This is a genomic window from Nocardia arthritidis, from assembly GCF_011801145.1.
Lineage (GTDB): Bacteria > Actinomycetota > Actinomycetes > Mycobacteriales > Mycobacteriaceae > Nocardia > Nocardia arthritidis_A.
Genome location: NZ_CP046172.1, coordinates 1,174,024 through 1,194,314, shown reverse-complemented (window position 1 = coordinate 1,194,314; position 20,291 = coordinate 1,174,024). Strand labels below are relative to the sequence as shown.

At 65.8% G+C, this 20,291-nt stretch carries 13 protein-coding genes; 2 read left to right on the top strand and 11 right to left on the bottom strand.

Going from position 1 to position 20,291, the window contains the following annotated elements:
* Nucleotides 1-7 precede the first annotated feature (7 nt).
* The 4 genes from F5544_RS05360 to F5544_RS05345 form a co-directional block, all read right to left on the bottom strand.
* Nucleotides 8-4,291, bottom strand: coding sequence for a hypothetical protein (locus tag F5544_RS05360; protein ID WP_167472144.1), 4,284 nt, complete (start codon nt 4,289-4,291; stop codon nt 8-10).
* A gap of 10 nt (nt 4,292-4,301) precedes the next feature.
* The gene (locus F5544_RS05355; RefSeq protein ID WP_167472143.1) at nt 4,302-4,610 is read right to left on the bottom strand and encodes a WXG100 family type VII secretion target; all 309 of its coding nucleotides are present in this window, start codon (nt 4,608-4,610) and stop codon (nt 4,302-4,304) included.
* Between the two features lie 968 nt (nt 4,611-5,578).
* Nucleotides 5,579-5,776 carry a hypothetical protein gene (locus F5544_RS05350; RefSeq protein WP_167472142.1) on the bottom strand — a complete coding sequence of 66 codons (198 nt, stop codon included), beginning with the start codon at nt 5,774-5,776 and terminating at the stop codon, nt 5,579-5,581.
* Between the two features lie 126 nt (nt 5,777-5,902).
* Complete coding sequence (locus tag F5544_RS05345) at nt 5,903-7,399, bottom strand: DUF4246 domain-containing protein (RefSeq protein ID WP_167472141.1); 1,497 nt, start codon at nt 7,397-7,399, stop codon at nt 5,903-5,905.
* A 253-nt stretch (nt 7,400-7,652) separates the two neighbouring features.
* On the opposite strand from F5544_RS05345, the gene F5544_RS05340 reads away from it, so the two are divergent.
* Nucleotides 7,653-7,994, top strand: a complete 342-nt coding sequence (locus tag F5544_RS05340) for a YbaB/EbfC family nucleoid-associated protein (RefSeq protein WP_167472140.1) — start codon at nt 7,653-7,655, stop codon at nt 7,992-7,994.
* A 40-nt stretch (nt 7,995-8,034) separates the two neighbouring features.
* On the opposite strand, the gene F5544_RS05335 is transcribed toward F5544_RS05340, so the two are convergent.
* Genes F5544_RS05335 through F5544_RS05320 form a run of 4 tightly spaced genes read right to left on the bottom strand, consistent with a single transcriptional unit; the run spans nt 8,035 to nt 15,534 of the window.
* A complete protein-coding gene (locus F5544_RS05335; RefSeq protein ID WP_167472139.1) occupies nt 8,035-12,765 on the bottom strand; it encodes a non-ribosomal peptide synthetase in 4,731 nt (1,576 codons plus the stop codon).
* Nucleotides 12,762-13,571, bottom strand: a complete 810-nt coding sequence (locus tag F5544_RS05330; RefSeq protein ID WP_167472138.1) for an ESX secretion-associated protein EspG — start codon at nt 13,569-13,571, stop codon at nt 12,762-12,764. Before F5544_RS05330 ends, F5544_RS05335 begins: the two co-directional genes overlap by 4 nt.
* A gap of 8 nt (nt 13,572-13,579) precedes the next feature.
* Entirely contained in the window at nt 13,580-13,846 is a 267-nt protein-coding gene (locus tag F5544_RS05325) for a hypothetical protein (protein ID WP_238847098.1), read from the bottom strand.
* Nucleotides 13,847-13,899: 53 nt separating this feature from the next.
* The gene (locus tag F5544_RS05320) at nt 13,900-15,534 is read right to left on the bottom strand and encodes a hypothetical protein (RefSeq protein ID WP_167472136.1); all 1,635 of its coding nucleotides are present in this window, start codon (nt 15,532-15,534) and stop codon (nt 13,900-13,902) included.
* 76 nt (nt 15,535-15,610) lie between these two features.
* Between F5544_RS05320 and dtd the strand changes: the two genes are divergently transcribed.
* Nucleotides 15,611-16,042 (top strand): D-aminoacyl-tRNA deacylase, encoded by a 432-nt coding sequence (gene dtd, locus F5544_RS05315; protein WP_167472135.1) that lies wholly within the window; start codon nt 15,611-15,613, stop codon nt 16,040-16,042.
* Between the two features lie 5 nt (nt 16,043-16,047).
* Here dtd and F5544_RS05310 read toward each other — a convergent pair whose 3' ends face one another.
* Genes F5544_RS05310 through F5544_RS05300 form a run of 3 tightly spaced genes read right to left on the bottom strand, consistent with a single transcriptional unit; the run spans nt 16,048 to nt 20,110 of the window.
* A complete protein-coding gene (locus F5544_RS05310; protein ID WP_167472134.1) occupies nt 16,048-17,451 on the bottom strand; it encodes a hypothetical protein in 1,404 nt (467 codons plus the stop codon).
* Nucleotides 17,445-18,266, bottom strand: a complete 822-nt coding sequence (locus tag F5544_RS05305) for an ESX secretion-associated protein EspG (protein ID WP_167472133.1) — start codon at nt 18,264-18,266, stop codon at nt 17,445-17,447. Before F5544_RS05305 ends, F5544_RS05310 begins: the two co-directional genes overlap by 7 nt.
* Nucleotides 18,263-20,110: a hypothetical protein gene (locus F5544_RS05300; RefSeq protein ID WP_167472132.1), complete on the bottom strand. Its 1,848-nt coding sequence runs from the start codon at nt 20,108-20,110 to the stop codon at nt 18,263-18,265. Before F5544_RS05300 ends, F5544_RS05305 begins: the two co-directional genes overlap by 4 nt.
* Nucleotides 20,111-20,291: the final 181 nt, after the last annotated feature.

Here is a 20,291-nt window from a genome sequence, read left to right as displayed (position 1 = left end):
TCACCGATCAGGTGCGCTGGTAGGGATTGAAGTCGGGCGCCAGACGCGGGAACCGTTGCGCACGTGCCGGTTCCGGAAGCTGCCCAACAGGCGCCTGGCCGCATGGATTGCCGTCCCGCTCCGGTTGATCGACGACGCTCTGTTCGATGCGCCGATCCGTCGGTTCTGTTGGGCACGAAACAACCTGCGTTCCAGATGAACTCGCATTTCGAGGCTGATCCCGGGCCGCATGTTGATCCGACGCCGGATGCGTTTCACCCGACGAATCCAAATGCTTTTCCGGGTCCGCCGCAGCATCTGGGGGCTGGAGTGAATCCGGCGTCGGATATGGGCGTGAGCTCGGGTCCTGCGCCAAGCGTGGAACCAGGTCCGGCTCGAGGCGCGGATGCGGATCCGGCGTTGGGCGCGGCTCAGGACGTGGGTGCGGCTCGGGTCGCCGATCCGAGTCCGGCTCAGAGCGCGGATCCGACGCGGGGCGCGGATGCGGGTGTCGCTCGAGGCGTGTGTGCGGGTGCTGCTCAGGGCGCGGGTCTGGCTCCGGCCGCAGATGCGGAGTGGAGCGTGGATCTGGACGCGAATCGACCTGCATCCCCGATGAACTCGCGTTTTGAGGCTGGTCCCGGGTCGCGTGTTGGTCCGCGGCCGGGTGCGTTTCACCCGACGAATCCGAGTACTCGTGTCGGTCCGTCGCAGAATCCGGATGCGGGAGTGAATCCGCTGTCGGCGATGGGCATGAGCCCAGGTCTTGCGTCAGGTGCGGAACCGGTTCCGGCTCAGGGGAAGGGCGTGGGTGCGGGTCCGGAATTGGGTGCGGCTCAGGACGACGACGCGGCTCGAGTCGCGAGTCCGGATGGGGGTCAGGCTTAGGACGTGGATGAGGGCGTGACTCAAGGCTTGAGTGCGAGTGCAGCCGCTGGTGCGGCTCGGCGCGCTGGTCCGGCTCTGGGAGCGGGCGCGGTTCGGGTCGCGGGTGGAGCTGAGGGCGCGGGTCTGGCTCCGGGCACGAGTGCGACTCCGGCCGTGGGTGCCAGTCCGGATGCGGCTCAGGCGTCGGGCGCGGCTCGAGTCGCGGATGCGGCTCAGACTCCGGATGCGACTCAGGCGTCAAATGCGGCTCGGGTCGTGGGCGCGGCTCAAGGCGCGGGTCTGGCTCCGGGCTTGAGTGCGGCTCGGGTCGCCGATGCGGCTCCGGCTGTGGGTGCGGTTCCGGCTGCGGATGCGGCTCAGGGCGCGGATACGGCTCAGGGCGCGGATGCGGCTCAGGGCGCGGATGTGGAGTCGGGTGTGGATGCGGCTGTGGCTCCGGCGATGGGTGCGGCTCGGGCGTCGGACGCGGCTCCGGCCGTGGATGCGGTTCCGGCCGTGGATGCGGTTCCGGCCGTGGATGCGGTTCCGGCCGTGGATGCGGCTCCGGCCGTGGATGTGGGTGTGGATGCGGGCCGGGCTCGGGTCGCGGGTGTGGGTGTGGTGCTGGGTGTGGCCCTGCTCCCGGAGGCGAGGCTGGGTCTGGGGGCGGAGTTGGGTGTGGATGTGGCTGGGGTTCGGGGTGGGGGTGTTGGGGGGTCGGGGTCCAGATGCTGGCGGGTGGGGCGTCGGGGGCGTCGTATTCCGGGGTGGGTGGGAAGGTCAAAAACCTTGGGGTGTATGGGATTACCGAGGATGTGCTTTCCGGATCGGATTCGGTGTGCGGGTTGGCGGCGGTGTGCGGGGGTTCGCCGACGGGCGAGGGTTGTGAGGAGTCGGGAGAAGGGATGGGGGTGGCGGGTTCGCCGACCGTGGTCGATCGTTCCGGGACGAAGTGGCGGGCGGTGGGCGATTCGAGCGGGGTGATGTGTGGTGTGCCCGAGGAGTCGACAGTTACTCGTACATAACGTATTTCGGCACCGGGTTGGGACAGTGCCTCGGACAGTTCGGGGATGCGGTCGATGGCGTTGGCCAGCACACGCCGGTGGCCGGCGTTCTCGAAGAGGCGGCCCGTAACGAGTACCCGCGGCGGCTGACCGTCGATCAGGCCGACGCGGTCGGTGAGCACCCGCGCGCCCGCAGCGGTCAGGTAATCGTTGCCCGCCTTGATCGTCAACTGATCCGCGAGGCGCATCACCTCGGCCTTTGCCGTGTTGTATCGGTCAGCCGCCTCTTCCAGTTCGGCGATCCGCGCCAACCGCTCCGGCATCTCATCGACCCGCATCGTGCGAGTCCGCAAGTCCTCCAACGTTTTACGCAGCGGCTCACCGGGTTCCAAGCCGTGTTCCTTGTCCACCGGCAGGCGGTCGGCCAATGCATCGCGCGCATCCCGGAGTTCCCGCAATCGCGACGCCAGCGCAGCGCGCTCACCTGCCAACTGCTCCACTCCGGCCCGCGCCGCCGGCGACATCTCGTGCGGCACCGCACGTTCCACCGGATGCGGCGACTCCGCAACCGCGGCATCGTGATCGATGGCCTGTCGTGCCGCCAACTCGTCACCGAGCCGACGGGTCTGCGCCTCCGCCGCGTTGTATCTGTCTGCGGCCTCCTCCAATTCGGCGATCCGCGCCAACCGCTCCGGCATCTCATCGACCCGCATCGTGCGAGTCCGCAAGTCCTCCAACGTTTTACGCAACGGCTCACCCGGCTCCAAGCCATGTTCCTTGTCCACCGGGAAGCGATCCGCCCATGCGTCTCGCGCGGCCTGTAATCGCCTCAGCTCGGTCAGCTTCGCCGCATGCTCCTGAGCCAGTGCCGCCGTCTCGTCCGACGGAATCCGCGCCGTTTGCGCCCGCTCGCCGGGGATCTCCGCTTCCCTCCCGAGGCGGGGAGCCTCGCCCGCTCCCGGCCGTGCTTGCAGCGGACTTTCGGCCGCGGCATGACCGGGCGCCGACCGCTCGGGTAGGCCCGACCGGCCCTCGGTGCGCGATCCACCCTGATGTCCCGGTTCGGCGGCACGCGGTCGCGACCCATCTCCGGATACCGGACGCGGTTCGTGCGGAACGGAAGGATGACCAGAAGCGGGGGGCCGAGTGTCCAGAGCCCGATTCTCGATGCCGGACCGGCCCGTTTCGCCGCGAGCCGGGTCGGCCGCTCCCCTCGCAGCTCCGTTCGGTGCTGAATTACCGTGCGGCCCATGGTGATTCGCCGCACTACCAGCTTGCCCACGGACGGCGGAGTCGGCGTCATGGGCGACACCGGCCGCGTTCAGATCATGAGCCGGAGAGTGCGATGCGGGCATGGTCGATCCGGCCGGATCGTTACCCCGACCGGCCGAATCGCCACCTGAGCGCGAAAAAACAGCCGGATCACCCTGTCCGCGTTGGCTTTCCGAAGCGCGGGAAACACTCCCGTCGCCGTAACCGCCCGCATCGGGTCCGGTGAATCGGCCGACGCCCGGCCCCGACTTCCCGAGGTGGAAACCCTTACTGCCGCCGACCAATACGCCGAACGAGGCCGCGCTGGTCAATACGCGAGGATCCCAGGTCCAGCCGTCCAATCCGACGGAAACGAGATTGCCCGCGACCCACGAGCCGACCGCACCGACCATGCCCGCCCCCGTGCCGACCGCCGCGCCGCTGAGCGCATTCGACCAAGGCCCCTTGGGCAGCGGCACTTTCGCGGCCAACTTGCTGAGGAACTCATCGGCGGGCCCGCCGAGACCACCGGCCACCGCGGAGGTCAGCGCGGTGACGCCGACCCGGGTCAGGTCGAAGTTCTTGCGATGCCCGACGGCCATCTGGCCGAGCTGGATGGCGACGTCCTGTCCCGTGCCGAGCACCGTGCTCAGCACGATATGCCGGGCGGCGAACCGAACAACCGCGGCCATACCGAGTTTCGCCGCGTACCGCTCGATCGCCGCCATCGCACGCTGCCGCAGGAATCGAAGACCCACCTGGGTGGCGGCCGTGGCGGCGGCCTCCTCCAGAGGCGCCGTCGGCGGGAACAACCAGCATGCCGCGATCTCACCGGCCAGCATCGCCAACGAGGTGATGATCATGACCTTGGTGTATTCGATCTCGGTGCCTTGACCGTCCGCTGAATCGGCTACCTGGTCCAGGATTTCGGCGAGATGCGCGATGGATTTGTCGCCGCTTTCCAGCTCGTGCAGCCGTTTCCGGATAGTGGTGATCCCCTCACCCCACGGATACGCCTCGGTGGTCGCGTCCGCCGCCGCCCGCAGGTCGGGCAGCAGCTTGCGCAATTCGCTTGCGGCCGTTCGCCAATCGCTGGCGACGCCCCACATTTCGTCCTCATCACCCTGCGGCCAGGCCGAACCCGCCACCCACCCCAACGGCTGCAGAAAGCCAGGAATATCGATAGACAAGGTGTTTCCGCTATCCGAAGCGGTGGTGCTTGTCCTGTTCCTCGAGTAGGCCCGCGGCCTTGTACTGTCCGTCGGCGTATGACCCCAGGGTCTTCGCCACGTCACCCATGCCCTTGGCCAGGTTCTTGTGCGCAACGAGATAACCGTTGTCACCTGCCGCGAAGGTCGCCCCGTAGCTGTCGTCACCCCATGCGGCGCCGCGCGAGTTCAACGATGACTCCAGATCCGACAGGATGGTGTCCACCTTGTCCCGCACCGCGGCCATCTGTCCCGCCGCACCGCGCAGCTGGGACGGGGTTACCGCGACCTTGCCTGCCATACCCCAACCCTTTCACCAAGATCCACCGGATTCCGAAGATGGCATGCGCCGCGAACGGCGGAAAGTACCGCGAGATCGAATTTACGGACCTCTGATATGACCTGCGGCCCAATTGGTTTCGCCAAATACGCTGGCACTTCAGCCGATTCGGGTCCGGTCACGCACGCGGCACACTGACGGCTCCTTAACGCCCGTCCTTCGTGGCCACCGAAGCCGTTTGCGGCCGTTGCCGATCCGCCTTCGGCACCGCGCCTCGCGAGTCCGAATCGGGATCCGATTCCGGCGGACAGGGGTCGGACGGATCCGGTTCCGGCGGAACCGGCGGCCAGATACCTGCCGCAGGCGCGTCGGGAGCCGTGTACGGCGTGTTCGCCGGGTAGTTCAGATACCTCGGCGTATAGGGCAGATTCGATCCGGGATCACGCACTCGATCCTTCCGCCACGGTTCTTCGGCACTGCTCTCCTCGGACAGAGACGACCGCGCGTCGAAGTACTCCGACTCGAGAGAGCTGCGTGCATCGAAGTATTCCGACTCCACCGATTCGCCATCCGGCTCACGGGTAGTCCGCTCCGGCTCAACATGCGCTGACTCCGAAGCGTTTTCGACGTTGTGCTCAGCACGGGCCGGTTCCACCGCTGCGCCGGTCGTCCCGGCCTGGAGCACCGATTGCGCATGCGTGTCCTCGACGGCCGACGCACCGCCCGAGTTCGTGCCGACCTCGTTACCGGATCGAACGCTCGACGCACCACCGCGCGTCGGCCCGGACGGGGCCGTATGACCACTTCCGGCACTGTGGCTCGCATTCTGTTGTGCACCAACGGTATTCCCATCCCCTGCTACATGGCCTGCCACTCCATCCCGCGGCGGCGGGAAAGTCCCGTCGTGTGGCGGGATTTCGAAATGCCCACCCGGCGCATCGAACCGCCCCACCGTGACGACCCGGCCGAGCGAATCCCGAAATCCCTTGCTACCACCGGTGAGCGCACCCATCGATACTCCGCGGCAGAAATGTCCGCACGACGAACCGCGCCGCCCGCGGCCCGACGAGTTTTCCGAGGATCTCCGATACCAGACCGTCCAAAGCCTTGCTCGCGGCGTACCAGTCGTCCCGAATGGCCCACATCTTGTCCTCGTCGCCCTGCGGCCACGCCGACCGGCCACCCACCCCAATGGCTGCAGCCGGCTCGGCATATAGATCGACACGGACGAATCCAATACGGGCCGTGCGGCTTTCGACCGCGCGTTAACGACTCCTTGCGCGTTCGGCAGGCCGATATTTACGGCTGGGCACTCAATGCTCGCAGAGGGAGAACTCGCGCTCGTACAGCTCCTGGTCGTGCTGCCCGACGAGGTACTTCCGTTCATGCATCAATTGCTCGCGATACTCCTTGGCCTGTTCCAGCGTCATGGTCGATGTCGAAGACCAGGGCTGTTGCGGCGGCACATCAGATGTCGAGACGATCCGCTCCGAGGGGTCGACCAGGAAGAACGCCAGAATTTTGCGATGCCCGGGCCGGGTCGGATCCGCGAGCCGGAAGGGTGCGACCCGATGCTGGAGAATATTCGGGAAGGCCAGGCAGCGGCCCGTACTGGTCCGCACCGATCCCAGAACCTGATTCATCGGATCCTCGTCATCGAGGCCGTAGACGTCGCGCACACCTGGGGCATCGTTCTGTTCGTAATACGGATCCTCGATCGCCGCACGGAAACTCAGCCGGCTTTCGGTGGTGTTCTCGCTGTCCCAGTAGTAGATGCCGGTCGAAACGATGCGCTCGTTCATCATTCCCTCGACATGCCATGCACCGCCGGGGTATTCGGGTTTGTCGGGAGTGAGATGAATATTGGCGAGTTTGACGATGACCTGTAATCCGCGGCCGCGCAGGTCGATTCGAACGGAGTCGTCGGGCAAGGCGGGCGGGCTGAACAAGGGCGCGTCCGGGACGACCGGACGGCGCGTATCCCACCATTCGTCCATGGCATCTTCGAACGCCAGCAGGGCGTCCTCGTCGTCATCGTCGGGTTCGACCGGCTTGTCCGGGGCATCGTCGTACCAGGTCTCGGCATCGGGCACGATGCGCCGCGGCCGCGGCTCACGCAGATCCGTGAGCACATTCTCGAACAGCGGACGCAGGCGCGCGAAAATATCCGGCAGCACGGACCCGAGCTCGCGATGGGCCATGGGGTGGACATTGTTGACATATGAGCCGAATACGACATCGCCATCGGCGCCGACCTCGACATCGGTTGGCAGCCACTGGAATTTCTCCGAGTACGCGAAGCGCGCACCGTAGTTTCCGGATTTCGGCCACGCCGAATCGTCCGAGCGGCTCACCCCACGCACGAGGCAGAACAGTGAGGGATGAACCAGGTCCAGCACCTGTTCGTTCGACCCGGGATGCCAGTCGCGCTCCTCATCGGGGACCTCCTCCAGGACCCGAACCGCGTCGCGCAGACGGGTTTTCAGCTCGTCATCGATCAATGTGTCCGACTGCCACACCCCGTCGACAGCGGAAACCTCGATGCCGGTTCGCGGGTCTCGGAGCTCGGCGTAGTACGCCAATTCCGCGAGCACATACCGAATCTGGGCCCCGGTCAGACCTTGCTCGGCCGCTTCCCGCGTCCACCTGGCGACGATCTCGGGGTCGTTCATCTTGACGAACCACTGCGGCTTCGCCCGGATCTCGGCGCTGAGCCGCATCATCTCGAGTTCCCGCAGCGTCCTGGGCGGCGCGACCGGCATTCTACGGGAGGCGAGAAAGGGCAGCGGAAAAGCAGATAGGTCAGTCATACTCTCGGATCTCTCACTGATTCCTGGCGGCGCCAAGGATACTTCGGCGGGCCGGATCGACCGAGACATGACTTCCATACCGCCACGGCACAGCCGGACCGCATGGCTGATGATTGCTAGCGACTCTTGGAAACAACGACTGCCACAATGGGTTCCTGCCGTTAACCATTGCTCCGAATCGACGGGATCGTTGTGGGTGAACTCCTTCGTGCACCGCTGTTCGACCGGCACCGGTATGTCGTGAGGAGTCGGTATGACCGATGAATTCGAGGAGATCGGCCGTAAGGTTCAGCGGATGCAGTCCGCGCTGGAACGGATTCGCGGCGTCGGAACGGTCGCGGGTGTGCGGGTCGTCGTCGATGCCGACGGTCGTTTGCTGTCGGTCGGCATACCCGAGGAAGAGATCGTCTTGGCCGCGTATCACGCTGCGCTACAAGATAAACAACCGCAGGTCGACGAGGCCACCCGCGAGGTGCGGTCCGATACGCGGATGCAGGAGATGTCGACCTTCGTCCGCGCGAATGCGGCGCGGACGGCGGCCGAGCAGGCCGTCGACGAAACCGGCTACCGAGTAACGATTTTCGAAAGTATCTGACGCCGACGGCGATCAGCCGGGTGCGGCCGCAATCCGCTGGTCACGGGCGCTGCAACGCACGCGCCCGGCGGGTACCGACCGCGGCCAATCGCGCGACGGTCCGCTCGTCGAACACATCCGGCGAGCTGAACTCGACGCCCTGCGCCCTGGCACGCGAAACCAGCTGTAGCACAACGAAGCTGCTGCCACCGAGGGCGAAGAAGTCGTCATCGGCCCCGACCTGCGCCACCCCGAGCAGATCGGCGAAGATCTTGGCAACGATCTGTTCGGCCAGACCGCTCGGCGCACGGAACACCGGCCGCGAATACTCCTGCGGCACCGGTGCGGTCTCCGACTCAGCGAATCTCCCTGCGGCTTCGCCGATTTCGATATCGGATATCGCGATGTCCGGTGTCGCGGCGACGGTTTGGAGCAGTCGCACATACCGGCGTGCCAGCGCGACCACGGTTTCCCGGTCGAACAGATCGGTGGCGAATTCGATGGTGCCGTCGTAACCGCCGGCGCCCTGATCGGTGATATCGAAGGTCAGGTCGAATCGCGACGCACCCGTCGCCGCCGGATAGCCGTATACCCGGATTCCGGGCAGGTTCAGCGTCGCGACCTCATTGTTCTGGAATACCAGCAGGATTTGGAACAGCGGATGCCGCGCGGCCGAGCGCGGCGGGTCCAGCGCCTCGACCACCCGATCGAACGGCACATCCTGGTTCTCGTACGCGGCCAGCGCCTTGGCCCGCACCTGTCCGAGCACTTCGCCGAAGGTGGCGTCCACCGGAATCGTCGTGCGCAGCACCAGGGTGTTGACGAAGAATCCGACCAGGTCGTGCAGCGCCTCGTCGTTTCGTCCGGCGACCGGCGATCCCAGCGGAATATCCGAACCGGCACCCATTTTGCTCAGCAGCGTCGCCAAACCGGCCTGTAGAACCATGGATTCGGTCGCGGCGCGGCCACGGGCCAACCGCCGCAACCCGTCACGGGTCCGGGGCGGAATCGTGAACGAGACGATCTCACCCCGACCACTCGGCGCGGCAGGCCGCGGACGGTCGGTGGGCAGCGGCAGTTCGGCCGGGAGCGCGGCCAATTCGCGGCGCCAATAGTCGAGCTCACGGGAAATCACCCCGTCCAGGTCGGTTTCCGTGCCGAGCGTCCGCTGCTGCCACAGCGCGTAGTCCGCGTATCGCACCGGCAGCGGCGCCCAGTCGGGGGCCAGCCCCTGTGCGCGGGCCGCGTACGCGGTGCCGAGATCACGCCCCAGCGGCGCCAGAGACCAACCATCACAGGCGATGTGGTGCACCACGAAGACGAGCACATGCTCGGATTCGGAGCGCCGCACCACCGCGGCCCCGAACGGCAGCTCGGCCCCCAGGTCGAACGGGTATCGCGCCAACTGGTCGACGACGGCGCGCACCTCGGTCGCGTCGGCGGCAGGGACGATCGGCACCTCGATCTCGATATCGAGCACCCGCTGCTCCGGGACCTCCGAATCCGTCTCGGCGAGAACGGTTCTCAGTGGTTCATGTCTGGCAACCACATCCTGGATCGCCCCCGCGAGCGCCGCGACGTCGAGCGGACCGTGCAGTACCAGCGCGATCGGCATGTTGTAGGTCGCGGACGCACCCTCCAGCCGGTGCAGCAGCCAGAGCCGCCGCTGTGCGAGCGAGAGCGGCACCGGCCCCGGCTCGCGCACCCGCACCAGCGGCGGCCGCGACGGCGCCCGCGACGGCAACCGCTCCACCAACCCGGCAACCGTTGGCGCGTCGAAGATCTCCCGCATCTCGACCTCGACGCCGAGCACGGTCCTGATCCGGCTCGCCAACCGCGTCGCGAGCAGCGACTGGCCGCCGAGTTCGAAGAAATCGTCGTCGATGCCGACCCGCTCCACCCCGAGCACCTCGGCGAACAGATCGCACAGCGCCTGCTCGGCGGGCGATCGAGCGGCCCGATGCGCGGCGAGGACCGGTGCGGGCAACGCGCCCCGATCGAGCTTTCCGCTCGGTGTCAACGGGAATTCGTCGAGCACGACCACCGTCGCGGGCACCAGTACGGCGGGCAGCCGATCGGCGACGAACCGGCGCACCGCGGCGCCATCCGGCGCGGCGGACCCGTCCGCACCGACGTAACCGATCAGCCGGGATTCGCGCACCACCGTAACCGCCTGCGCCACACCCGGATACGCGCGCAATACCGCCTCGACCTCGCCGAGTTCGATCCGCACCCCGCCGATCTTCACCTGGAAGTCGGAGCGGCCGATGTACTCCAGCTCACCGGAGTCGTTCCACCGCACCAGATCTCCGGTCCGGTACAAGCGTTCGCCGGTACCGAACGGGTCGGCGACGAACCGCTCGGCGGTCGAACCGGGTCGATGCAGATAGCCGCGCGCCAATTGCACACCGGCCGCGTACAACTCGCCGGTCACCCCCACCGGCACCGGACGCAGCCACCGATCGAGCACCCGCAGCCGGGTATCGAATACCGGACGCCCGATCGGAATCTCAGCGGCGTCCACCACCGGCCGACCCGAAACATGCACCGCCGCTTCGGCCGGACCATAGAGGTTATACAGCGGCGCGAGCAACGCACCGGCCCATGCGACCAGTTTCGGCGACAGCGCCTCGCCCGCGACGAGCACCCGGCGCAGCGACGGGCAGACCGGCCGCGCGGGCGTACCGAGATATTCGAGGAATGCGGCCAGCATCGACGGCACGAAGTGCACGATGGTGATTCGCTGGGCACGGATGGTGTCCAGCAGGTATCCGGGATCGAGATGTCCACCGGGCCGGGCGATTACCAGCCGCGCGCCGGTGTGCAGGGGCCAGAACAGCTCACAGACCGAGTCGTCGAAGGTGATCGGCGTCTTGTGCAGCACCCGGTCGATCGGCTCCAGCCCGAATTCGGCTTGCATCCAACGCAATTGGTTCACGATCGCCGCATGCGATACGGCGACGCTCTTGGGTGTGCCGGTGGAACCCGAGGTGAAGATGACATAGGCGATGTGCTGTGGGCGCAGCGGCCGCAACCGCTCGCCGTCGGTGACCGGCAGGCCGGAATACCCGCCGAGATCCAACGTGTCGAGCCGGATCTGCCGCACCGAATCGCCCAGGTCGAGTTCGGCACCGGTCAGTACGCACAGCGGCCGCGCGATATCCACGAGTTGCCGAATTCGCTCCGCGGGCTGGTCCGGATCCACCGGCACATACCCGCCACCGGCAACGGTCACGGCGTGCACGGCGACGAGCAGATCGATGGATCTGCGCAGCCCGATGCCGACCAGCGCATCGGGCCCGACTCCCGCATCGATCAGCCAACGCGCCAATTGCCTTACCCGTCTGGCGAATTCGGCGTAGGACAGGAGGTTTCCGGCGAACTCCACCGCAACCGCGTCCGGTGTCCGGCGCACCTGCGCGTCGAACAGCGAGACGAGCGTTGTCGCGGAATCGGGTTCGCGCCGGGCGCCACTCCATGCCCCCAGCAGTGCGTGTTCGGCGGAGTCGAGAAGGTCGATGCCGAGGACCGGAGCCTTCGGCTCGGCGGCGACGAATCTGCCGAGGTAGGCCAGGAATCTGCGGTGGATATCCCGCAGGCGGTCGCGGTCGTAGTAGTCGGAATTCCCGATCAGATCGACCGAAAGCGGCGCGTCCGAGCCGGTCCGGTAGATGTTGAAATGCAGCCCCTCCACCGACCCGGACGACAGAATCCGATATCCGCCGTCCGCGGCGCCGAACCGGAGACCGGTGTCGAAGAGCATGACGTTCACCACCGGACCGAACGGCTGCCGGACATCGGGGTGAATTCCGTGGTCCCGGCGAATGTCGGTATAGCAGTACCGCTGATGTCGCAGCGCGCCGACCACCGCCCGCGACGCCTGCTCCACCAATTCGGCGCAGGTCGTGTGTGCGGTGATTTCCAGCCCGAGCGGAACTTTGTTCGCCACCATTCCGGCCGAATTCTTCAATTCCGCCGTCGTCCGCGCGGAGACCGGTATCGAAATCTCCGAATCGAACAGGCTCGCGACGAACGCGCAGGCACCGGCGAGCAGTAACTGAGCCGGGCTGGCCGCATACCGCCCGGCTGCCGAGGCGAGCGCCTGATCGGACCATCCGGCCAGTTCACCGGGCACGTTGACGGTATCGGGATCGTTATGCGCATCCCGGCGGCCGGTCAGCGGGCGAACCGTCCGGCCGGGCCGGTCCTGCCAATATTTCCGGTCGACGTCGCACCGGGTCGAATTCCGGTATTCTACGTCTAGCTCTTGCAGGCGCCGCATCGATGCGCCGCGGAATTTCTCCGGAATCGCTCCGTCGACCAATGCCGAATAAACTTCGGCGATACGAGCGGTGATGAAATATCCGCCGAATCCGTCGACCGCGAGATGATGTATGCGCGAATACCAGAAATGATGCGTATCGCTCAACCGGATCAGCACGCTGGAGGTCAGCGGGCGATCGATGATATCCGTATCGCGGTAATACTCGGCGGCCATCCATTCCAGGGCCTCCGCCGGATCCGTCAGGTCGATCCGCGCGACCGCGCACCGCGTCGCATCGTCCACCCATTGCACCGGCTCGCCATCGCGCAATCCGATCCGGAGCAGCCCAACCTCGGTCTCGGCGATAACGATCTGGCAGGCCTGTGCGAGCGCATCCGCGTCCAGCTCTCCGACGATCTCCACATACTGCGCCACATAGTTGCGCGCACCGTCGGAAAGCGCCTCGGAATCCCACACGCTCCGCTGCGCGGTGGTGAGCGGGAAAGCCGCCCGGCCCACGGCTGTCACCCGAAGGTCCGGTGCCGATACATGAGCGGCTCGGAATCCCCGGTTTCCCAATGAGTTTCGAGCCGTTTGACGATCTCGTCGATCACCTCGTCGATCATCAGCACGAAACGTTTCGCGCTCACGCCGACGGCGACCGGATTATCCCCGACCGGAATCACGTAACGACCGTCATCCGGCATATCCCGCCAAATCAACACTCGTTCGAGAATACCGCGCCGTCCGAACTTCGACTTGCCCTGATGGATAGTGATCGAACCGGTGCGGGCGGCGGGCGCGTCGAGGAATTCCTTACTGCGCTCCTCGGTGGCATCGGCGTCATCCTCCACCAACGACCTCGATTGCCAGTAGCTGTCCGCGGCCCTGGTCGTTTCGACGACGATCGGAATGGGGCCGCGCTGACCGGCGCCCACCTCGGGCAGCGCGGCGACCACCTCGGCGGCCAGCCCGCGCGGCTGACATTCGGTGATCACGAAACCGCCGCTGTGAAAAATGGTTTCGCCGGGCAGCTGGGTGATCAGGAATGCGCTCGCGCCGGCGCGCACCGCGTGTATCCGGATCCGCTTGTCCGGATTGTCCATTTCCTTGTCATACCAGCCCTGCACGACCAGATATACGTCCGGCACCTCGATGGTCCGAATCACCTTGGCCAGGAAGCTGTCCCCGCCGAGTCGCTCCCATATATCCCGCGCGTGCCGCTCGTAATCCTCCTGGAGCGGAATCCGGCCGAGAAAAGTCAACGGCTCGGGCAGGTACCGACCGGTATAGCGGTCCCACAGCGCGACGAATTCGTGGTCGGTCAGTTTCACCGTCTCGGTCATTGCGCCGGGCCCGGCTCGATCACCGGCTTCATACCGGTAGGCGTCGGGCCGAACGCCTCATCCAAATGCGCCTTGGAATCAAGGTATTTCGCCCGCTTGTGCTGTTTCGAATCCTTCTGTCCGGCGTTGGCGCCACCGGGCGCGCCCGGCGCGCCCATACCGGACCCCGCCAAGCCCGCACCACTGGATGCCGCACCGCCGGGCAGGCCGACGCCCGGAAGTGCCACTCGCGGAAAGAGTTTCGCGTTCTGCGACGCGCTCAACGGGCTACCCGGCACTCCCCCGAGCCCGCCCGGCCGACCGCCGGGGCCACCGCTCAGCGACTTACCAGGTAGTCCCCCAAGGGCTTTCGCCATATTGTTCCGCGCGGCCAGCTCCGCGGCGCGCATCTTGTCCGCCTGCGACAGCGCACCGAACGCCTGCGCTCCCTGTGCCGCCGCCTGCGCCGCGCGGCTCGCCATATCCGATCCACCGGGCGCTCCCCGGCCATCGGGACCGGGGCCCGGACCGCCGGGCAATGTCGCGTCCGGCGAATTTCCGTCCAGGCCAGGCATATTGGGGACCGACACATCCGGCACCGACGATCCCCACCGATTCCGGGCCCATCCGGGACTCCGATATCCGGCACCGAGGACCCGCCCGGACCGGCCGCATCGGACGATCCGAATGACGGCGGTGGCGGCACATCGACATTCGGCGCCGAAAGACCGCCGGGGCCGCCGGGCCCACCGAGCTCGCCGAGTCCCGGCCCGGGCCCGCTGAGCAATTTCTGCAGATCGTCCTTGTACTTGTCGAGATCGCTCGTGCCAGGGCCGGGACCCGTCTGGGTGCCGTCGTTCGGTGGCGGGGCATCGGTGGTGTTTCCGGGACCGGGACCGGGACCGGTGTTCGACGGAGGAGTGAATTGGACAAGCCCTGGTTTCGTATTCGTCAGACCGTCGAGGTAGTGTTCCTGGAAATTCTTTTGAAACTTGGGCAAGTCACATTCGACGTTGTATCTATTGGTATAAGTGGTGACGCCTGGGCCGCCCGCCGCCGACGCGGCAGTATAACTGTAAGTAGAACCGGTCCCGGTCCGCGCCGTTGCCTCATCCACCGGCGGCATCGCCTCATGGGTGGTGTACAGGTACTCCGATACGTATTTCAGCGTCTTCGAGTAGTTCTCCATACTCTCGGCGACTCCACCGAAGTTATCCGCATACTTTTTGGAGAATTTTGCGGCGGCATCCGCCGCATCACCCTTCCATTTGCTGGCTATCGCGGTCGCCAGAGTTTGGCTCAGATCTCGGCGCATGGTATCGACACTTCTCTTGCCCCATTCCCACAGCGCATACGTATCCCAAACCTTCTGCGAAGCGCTGGGCGACCCGCCGAGTATCTGCCGCACCTCGAAGAGCTGATTCCAGTCCATATGGCTGGCTGCCTCCAGCGCGATGCGCACCGATGGGTCGCTGCCGCCGCTGGGTTTGTCGTCCGGAACCTTCGTGTCCGGCTTGTTGTACGCGATCGGATCGTATCCGAAATCCTTGGGAACCGTAGTCATCTTCTTGACGTCGAGTTGCTTCAGGACATCCGCGTTGGAGTTGTCGGTGGTGGTGAACGCCTTTCCGGCAGCCAGGAAATTCTCGCCGAGCGTGGTTGTCCCTTTTACGTATCCATCGAGTACCTCGATGATCGCGGCGGTCCGCTTGTTCACCTCGTCCCGCAGATCCTTACCCGATCCCGGTGCGCCGAGCACGGGCAGGGGCGCCGAATCCGCGAATTTCTGTTTGACGAACAACAATTTGCCGATCGCCACATCGCACGCGTTCGCACAATCGAGCGCCACGGACGGATCAATGCTCAGCAATCTGTCCTTGATCGCCTTCGCGAGATCGCTCGGCTGCGGATCCGTTGCCGGCGGAGGCTGCTTGTCCGGCGGATTCTGGCCCTTGGGCGGATTATCAACCACGTCGACACTCCTTCGAAAATCGCGCGCCCCGGCCCCCGCGCGACCGATACGACACCCCGGATGAAAAACTCGCGGCATGCGAGTACTGGTGCAGCGGGTGACGGCGGCGCGGGTGACCGTCGACGGCGAGACCGTCGGCCGGATCAACCCGGCGACGCAGGGCCTCGTCGCCCTCGTCGGCGTCACCCACACCGATACCGAAACCACCGCGAAGACGTTGGCGGACAAGCTCTGGCGGCTGCGCATCCTGGACGAAGAACGGTCCGCCGCCGATCTCGACGCACCGATCCTGGTGGTCAGCCAGTTCACCCTCTACGCCGATACCCGCAAGGGCCGCAGGCCATCCTGGTCCGCGGCGGCGCCGGGTCCGGTCGCCGAACCGCTCGTGGACGCCTTCGCACAGGCGCTGCGCGAACTGGGCGCGACGGTGGCCACCGGCCGGTTCGGTGCGCATATGCATGTCGAACTCGTGAACGACGGGCCGGTCACACTGATGCTCGAGGGGTAGCCGGATCATTCCATTGCCGCCGCGGGATCTGTTGCCTTGTCCCGGATCACGCCCGCCAGCGAAAGCTGGTACCAGGCTTCGGCGAAGTCGAGTTCGACGCCTTCCTCCGGCGCGGTGCTGCCGTCGAGCAGTTCGCGCAGCATTTCGCGGGTGACGCCATCCGATGCGGCCGCGCGCACCAGCGCGGCAACGGTCGATCGCTGCGCCGAAAGCACAACGGACACCACATCTATCGTGGTCTCCTCGGTCCACATGCCGGGAACGGCATCGCTGATTCGCGCAGCGTCCGGCGACTCGCCGTGATACCAGCCGTCGCCGTCCCACCAGTAGCAGAACGAGAGCAGTCCCTGCTCGGCCCGCACGTTCAACACCGGGTCGGCGACCCAATCAGGTGCCCCCACAAAGAATTCCGGGAACTCGGCGCCGTCGTTGTATGCCGCGTCCAAGGCCGCCGAGTCCGCGGTGCCGCCGGACAGTATCGCCCGTCCACCGGGCAGCACGAACAGGGTGCTGCCGCCGTACTTACTGCCCTCGAACCAGCCGCCGGACACCAGCATTCGCGGCCCCCACGGCGAACCGACCGCCACGAAGGCGGCCGAAATCGTCGCCCAGCGCGCCCACATATCCGCGAGCGGCGGCAATTCGACTGCCCGCGAGGACTTTCCGCTGTCGGATGAGTTGATGGCCCGCTGCGGCGAGCGCAGCCGGCGGTGCGACTCACTGACGTACGCGGCCAACCAGATCGGCAGCCGGGCGCGCGGAAAGGCCGTCAGGTCGGCCTGATACGCGTCCGGCGGCAGCCGGTCCGCATCCGGGATGGGATCGTCGCCGTAGTCGTATTCGATCTCTTGCTCGCCGGAGTCAGTGCGGCGCACCATCATTCGTAGCCACGGACGACCGGCAAGCCGCGCCGTCACCTCGCGGTGCTCGTGTGCGAGTTCGATCACCGCGGCGGGTGGCTGGATCGGAGCCGAATCACCGTCGGCGTCGGTGAAATAGGCGAGCCCGGTGCCGCCCGCGACGGTAAGGGCAAGCACGATATCGAGCCGTCGCCAGCCGGGTGGAGCCTCGGCCGCGAAGGCGGTGACGATGCCGTGCAGCAGCTCGGCTGCCCGTCGCTCGGTTTCCGAGTCGGACGCGGCGGGCGAGTTCGGTTCGGAAAGTTCTTCCACCGCAGGCTGTTCGGGCTCCGTGCGAAGGTCCGACTCGAGCGGTTGGGCGGCGGCATCGGTCGCAGGATGGTCGCCTGCCACGCGAGCCTCGACCGGTACCGGAACATCAGCCGCGGCGACCGGATCTGTTCGCGGTTCGGCAACGCTCATCGGCGATTCGCCGAAACCGAGCGTGAACGCGACATCGGGCGACGGACCGCCCGGCTCGCGCATCAACTCGGTGTGCTGATTCACCATGTCGAACCTCGCATTCGATTCGTCCAGCCACCACTCGGTTCTTCGGACTCCCAATGTGATTCGACCCGGCACATCATCATGTCGACCGCATCACCGATGAGTCCGGTCAACCGGCGCGCACCGGTGCCGATGGCGACCGGCGGATCATCCGCTCCGATCACGTACCGCCCGTCGCCGGGCAGATCGCGCCATCGCAACATCCGCTCGATGATGCCGCGGGGCCCGTACATGGACCGGCCCTGCCGGATAATGATCTCGCCCATCATGGTCGCGGGCGCGCCGAGGAATTCGCGGCTCTGCCGCATACCTTCGACAATTTCGTTGTCGTAGATCAACGCTCGGTACTCATCACCCGACGTGGCCGTATACACCGGTATGTTCCCGCGCCTGCCCGCCTCGGCGGCGGGCAGCGCCGCGACCACCGCGGCGGCCAACCCGTTCGGATCGCATTCGGCGATCGTGTAACCGCCGCTGTACCAGATGCTTTCGCCGGGCAGCTGGGTAATCAGATAGCCCCGCACACCGCTGCGTACGGCACAGATCCGGATGCGTTTCGCCGGATTGTCCATATCGTGGTCGCACCAGCCGCGCACCGAGACGAAAACGTCTGGGTTACCCAAAGTTTCGATGGCTCCGACGGTTTCGCCCTCGACGGTGCCGCACAGCCGTTCCCAGGTCTGCGCGAGGGCCGCCTCGTAGTCCGACAGCACCGCAATCCTGGACACGTAGATGAGCGGATACGGCAGCGGCGCATCGGCGTAGCGCCGCCACAGCGTCGCGAACTCCAGATCGGTGAACGTCCGGGTGACGTTCATGCGTCCAACACCGGCCTCACCGCGCTGGGTTCGATACCGAAGTCCTCCAGGAACTCCTCGCCCGGAATCTTGAGCTTCGTGTCATCCTGGTGCGTGGTGGAATGGTTCGCCGCGGAGCCGGTGACGGGCACACCCGGTATGCCGCCGGGCAATCCGGGTCCCCAGTTGCCGGGAGGGGTGAGCAGCTTTCCGTCGATACTCGGAAGCGCCGCTCGCGGAAAGAGTTTCGATGCTTCCGGGCCGACCGGCCGGGGCGGCGGCGGAATGTTCGGCGCGCCCGCCTTACCCGGCCCGCCGGGACCGCCCGCCTTCCTGATCTCATCGGTGTCCGGCTTTCCGTCGAGCTGATGGTCACCCGGCAGGCCCGCCGCGATCCTGGCGGACTCGGCCTGAATGACGCCCTGCACCGTCTGGCCGACCGCCTGTATGCCCTGTGTGACCGCGGAGATCAACGGGGTCAGCATATTCATGCCCGACGAGGGATCGCTCGCCGCAATGCGCGGTTGCGTGCCGATCGGGCCGGGTGCGTTCGGGTCGCCCTTCGCCGGATCCGTTATGGCCGGATCGGATTTCGCGGGGTCCGATTTCGCGGGATCGGTCTTGGGCGCACCGGGTTTCGACTTCTCGGGTGGATGGATGCCCGATCCCGGCCCCGGCCCGCCCGCACCGTTCTTACCGTCGTGGCCGGTACCCTTGCCCTTCTTCTCGGCATCGGAGCCGCCCCCTTCGGAACCGCCGCCACCGCCGCCGTGCTTTTTATCGTCACCGCCACCCTTGGCGTCGTTCTTGCCGCCGTCGTCGGTGTCATCCTTGCCGTTCCCACCGGACTTTCCGCCCTTGTCCGTATCGGAACCGTTCCCCTTGTTGTTCTTCCCCGGATTGTCGTCATTACTGCCCTGCGCGTTCGGTCCCGGGATTCCGGACGGCTGCGGCAGCTTCGGAAACAATTTCTCCGTATTGTGAATACCCGTGACGTAGATGCTATTGAAATAACCCTGGTATTTTGCGAGATCTCCCTCGACCTCCTGGGTCGGCATCGGAGCCAGCGCATAATACAGTGCGGCGAGATAATCGGCGGTGTACGAGGCGTTTCGGCTGACCATCATCGACTGCTTGGCCAGGTCCTGTAATTCGCCGAAGTACCGGGTAACGGCACCGCGAGCCGCGTCCGCACCGACACCGCGCCAGGTATCTTCTTTCTTGGTTCTATCCATCAAGTCGCGAATTTTCGTCGCGCTCGGCACGGCCGTATCGTCGATACATTTCCAAACGAAGGCCACGGTTCGCAGTGGATTCACATTTATCGAATCGCGCATCTTGATCAGCTGATCCCACAACATGCTCTGGTAATTCTCGACACCCAGATCCACTTTGTCCATGCCGACCTGATTTTTCGGCACCAAGTTGTCGGGAACCTTCACATCACCCGGGTTCGCCGGGGTACCCGAGGACGGATAGAGTGTGGTGTTCTTCGACGAGTCCGGTTTCAACGAAAAGTCGCTCAACTGCTTGAACCACTCCGCCGAGCCCGAATCCGTGTCGGCATACCTCTTGCCCGCGTTGATGAACGTATCGCCCATATCGGTGACCAGCTTGATGTGCTGATCCACCGTATCGAGCAGACTCTGCATCTTGTCGTTGAACCTGGTGGCCAGCCGCTCGCTCGAATCCAGCCCCCCGAGATCGTGCCCTTTCAGCTTCTCGGCCGACTTCAGGTACCTGCTCAGGGTGTCGAACGTTTGGATCAGTTCCTTACAGGCGTTGGCGCAGTCGACCGCAATACTGGCATCCAGCTTGAGCGAACCGTTCTTCCATGTCGACCATGACGGCGTCTCCGAACCCACCGCTGCTCCTCATATATCGCTATCGATCCCGGATCCGGCACGCCCATCGGCTCGAGTCGGATGTCGCGCAAAAGAATTCAACCGCACCATCGATCATCGGCGGATCACCGGAAGGTCATCGACCGATCATCGGCAAATGATTACCGCTCCGGCATATGGATCGCGTTGAGAAGAGCCGCAC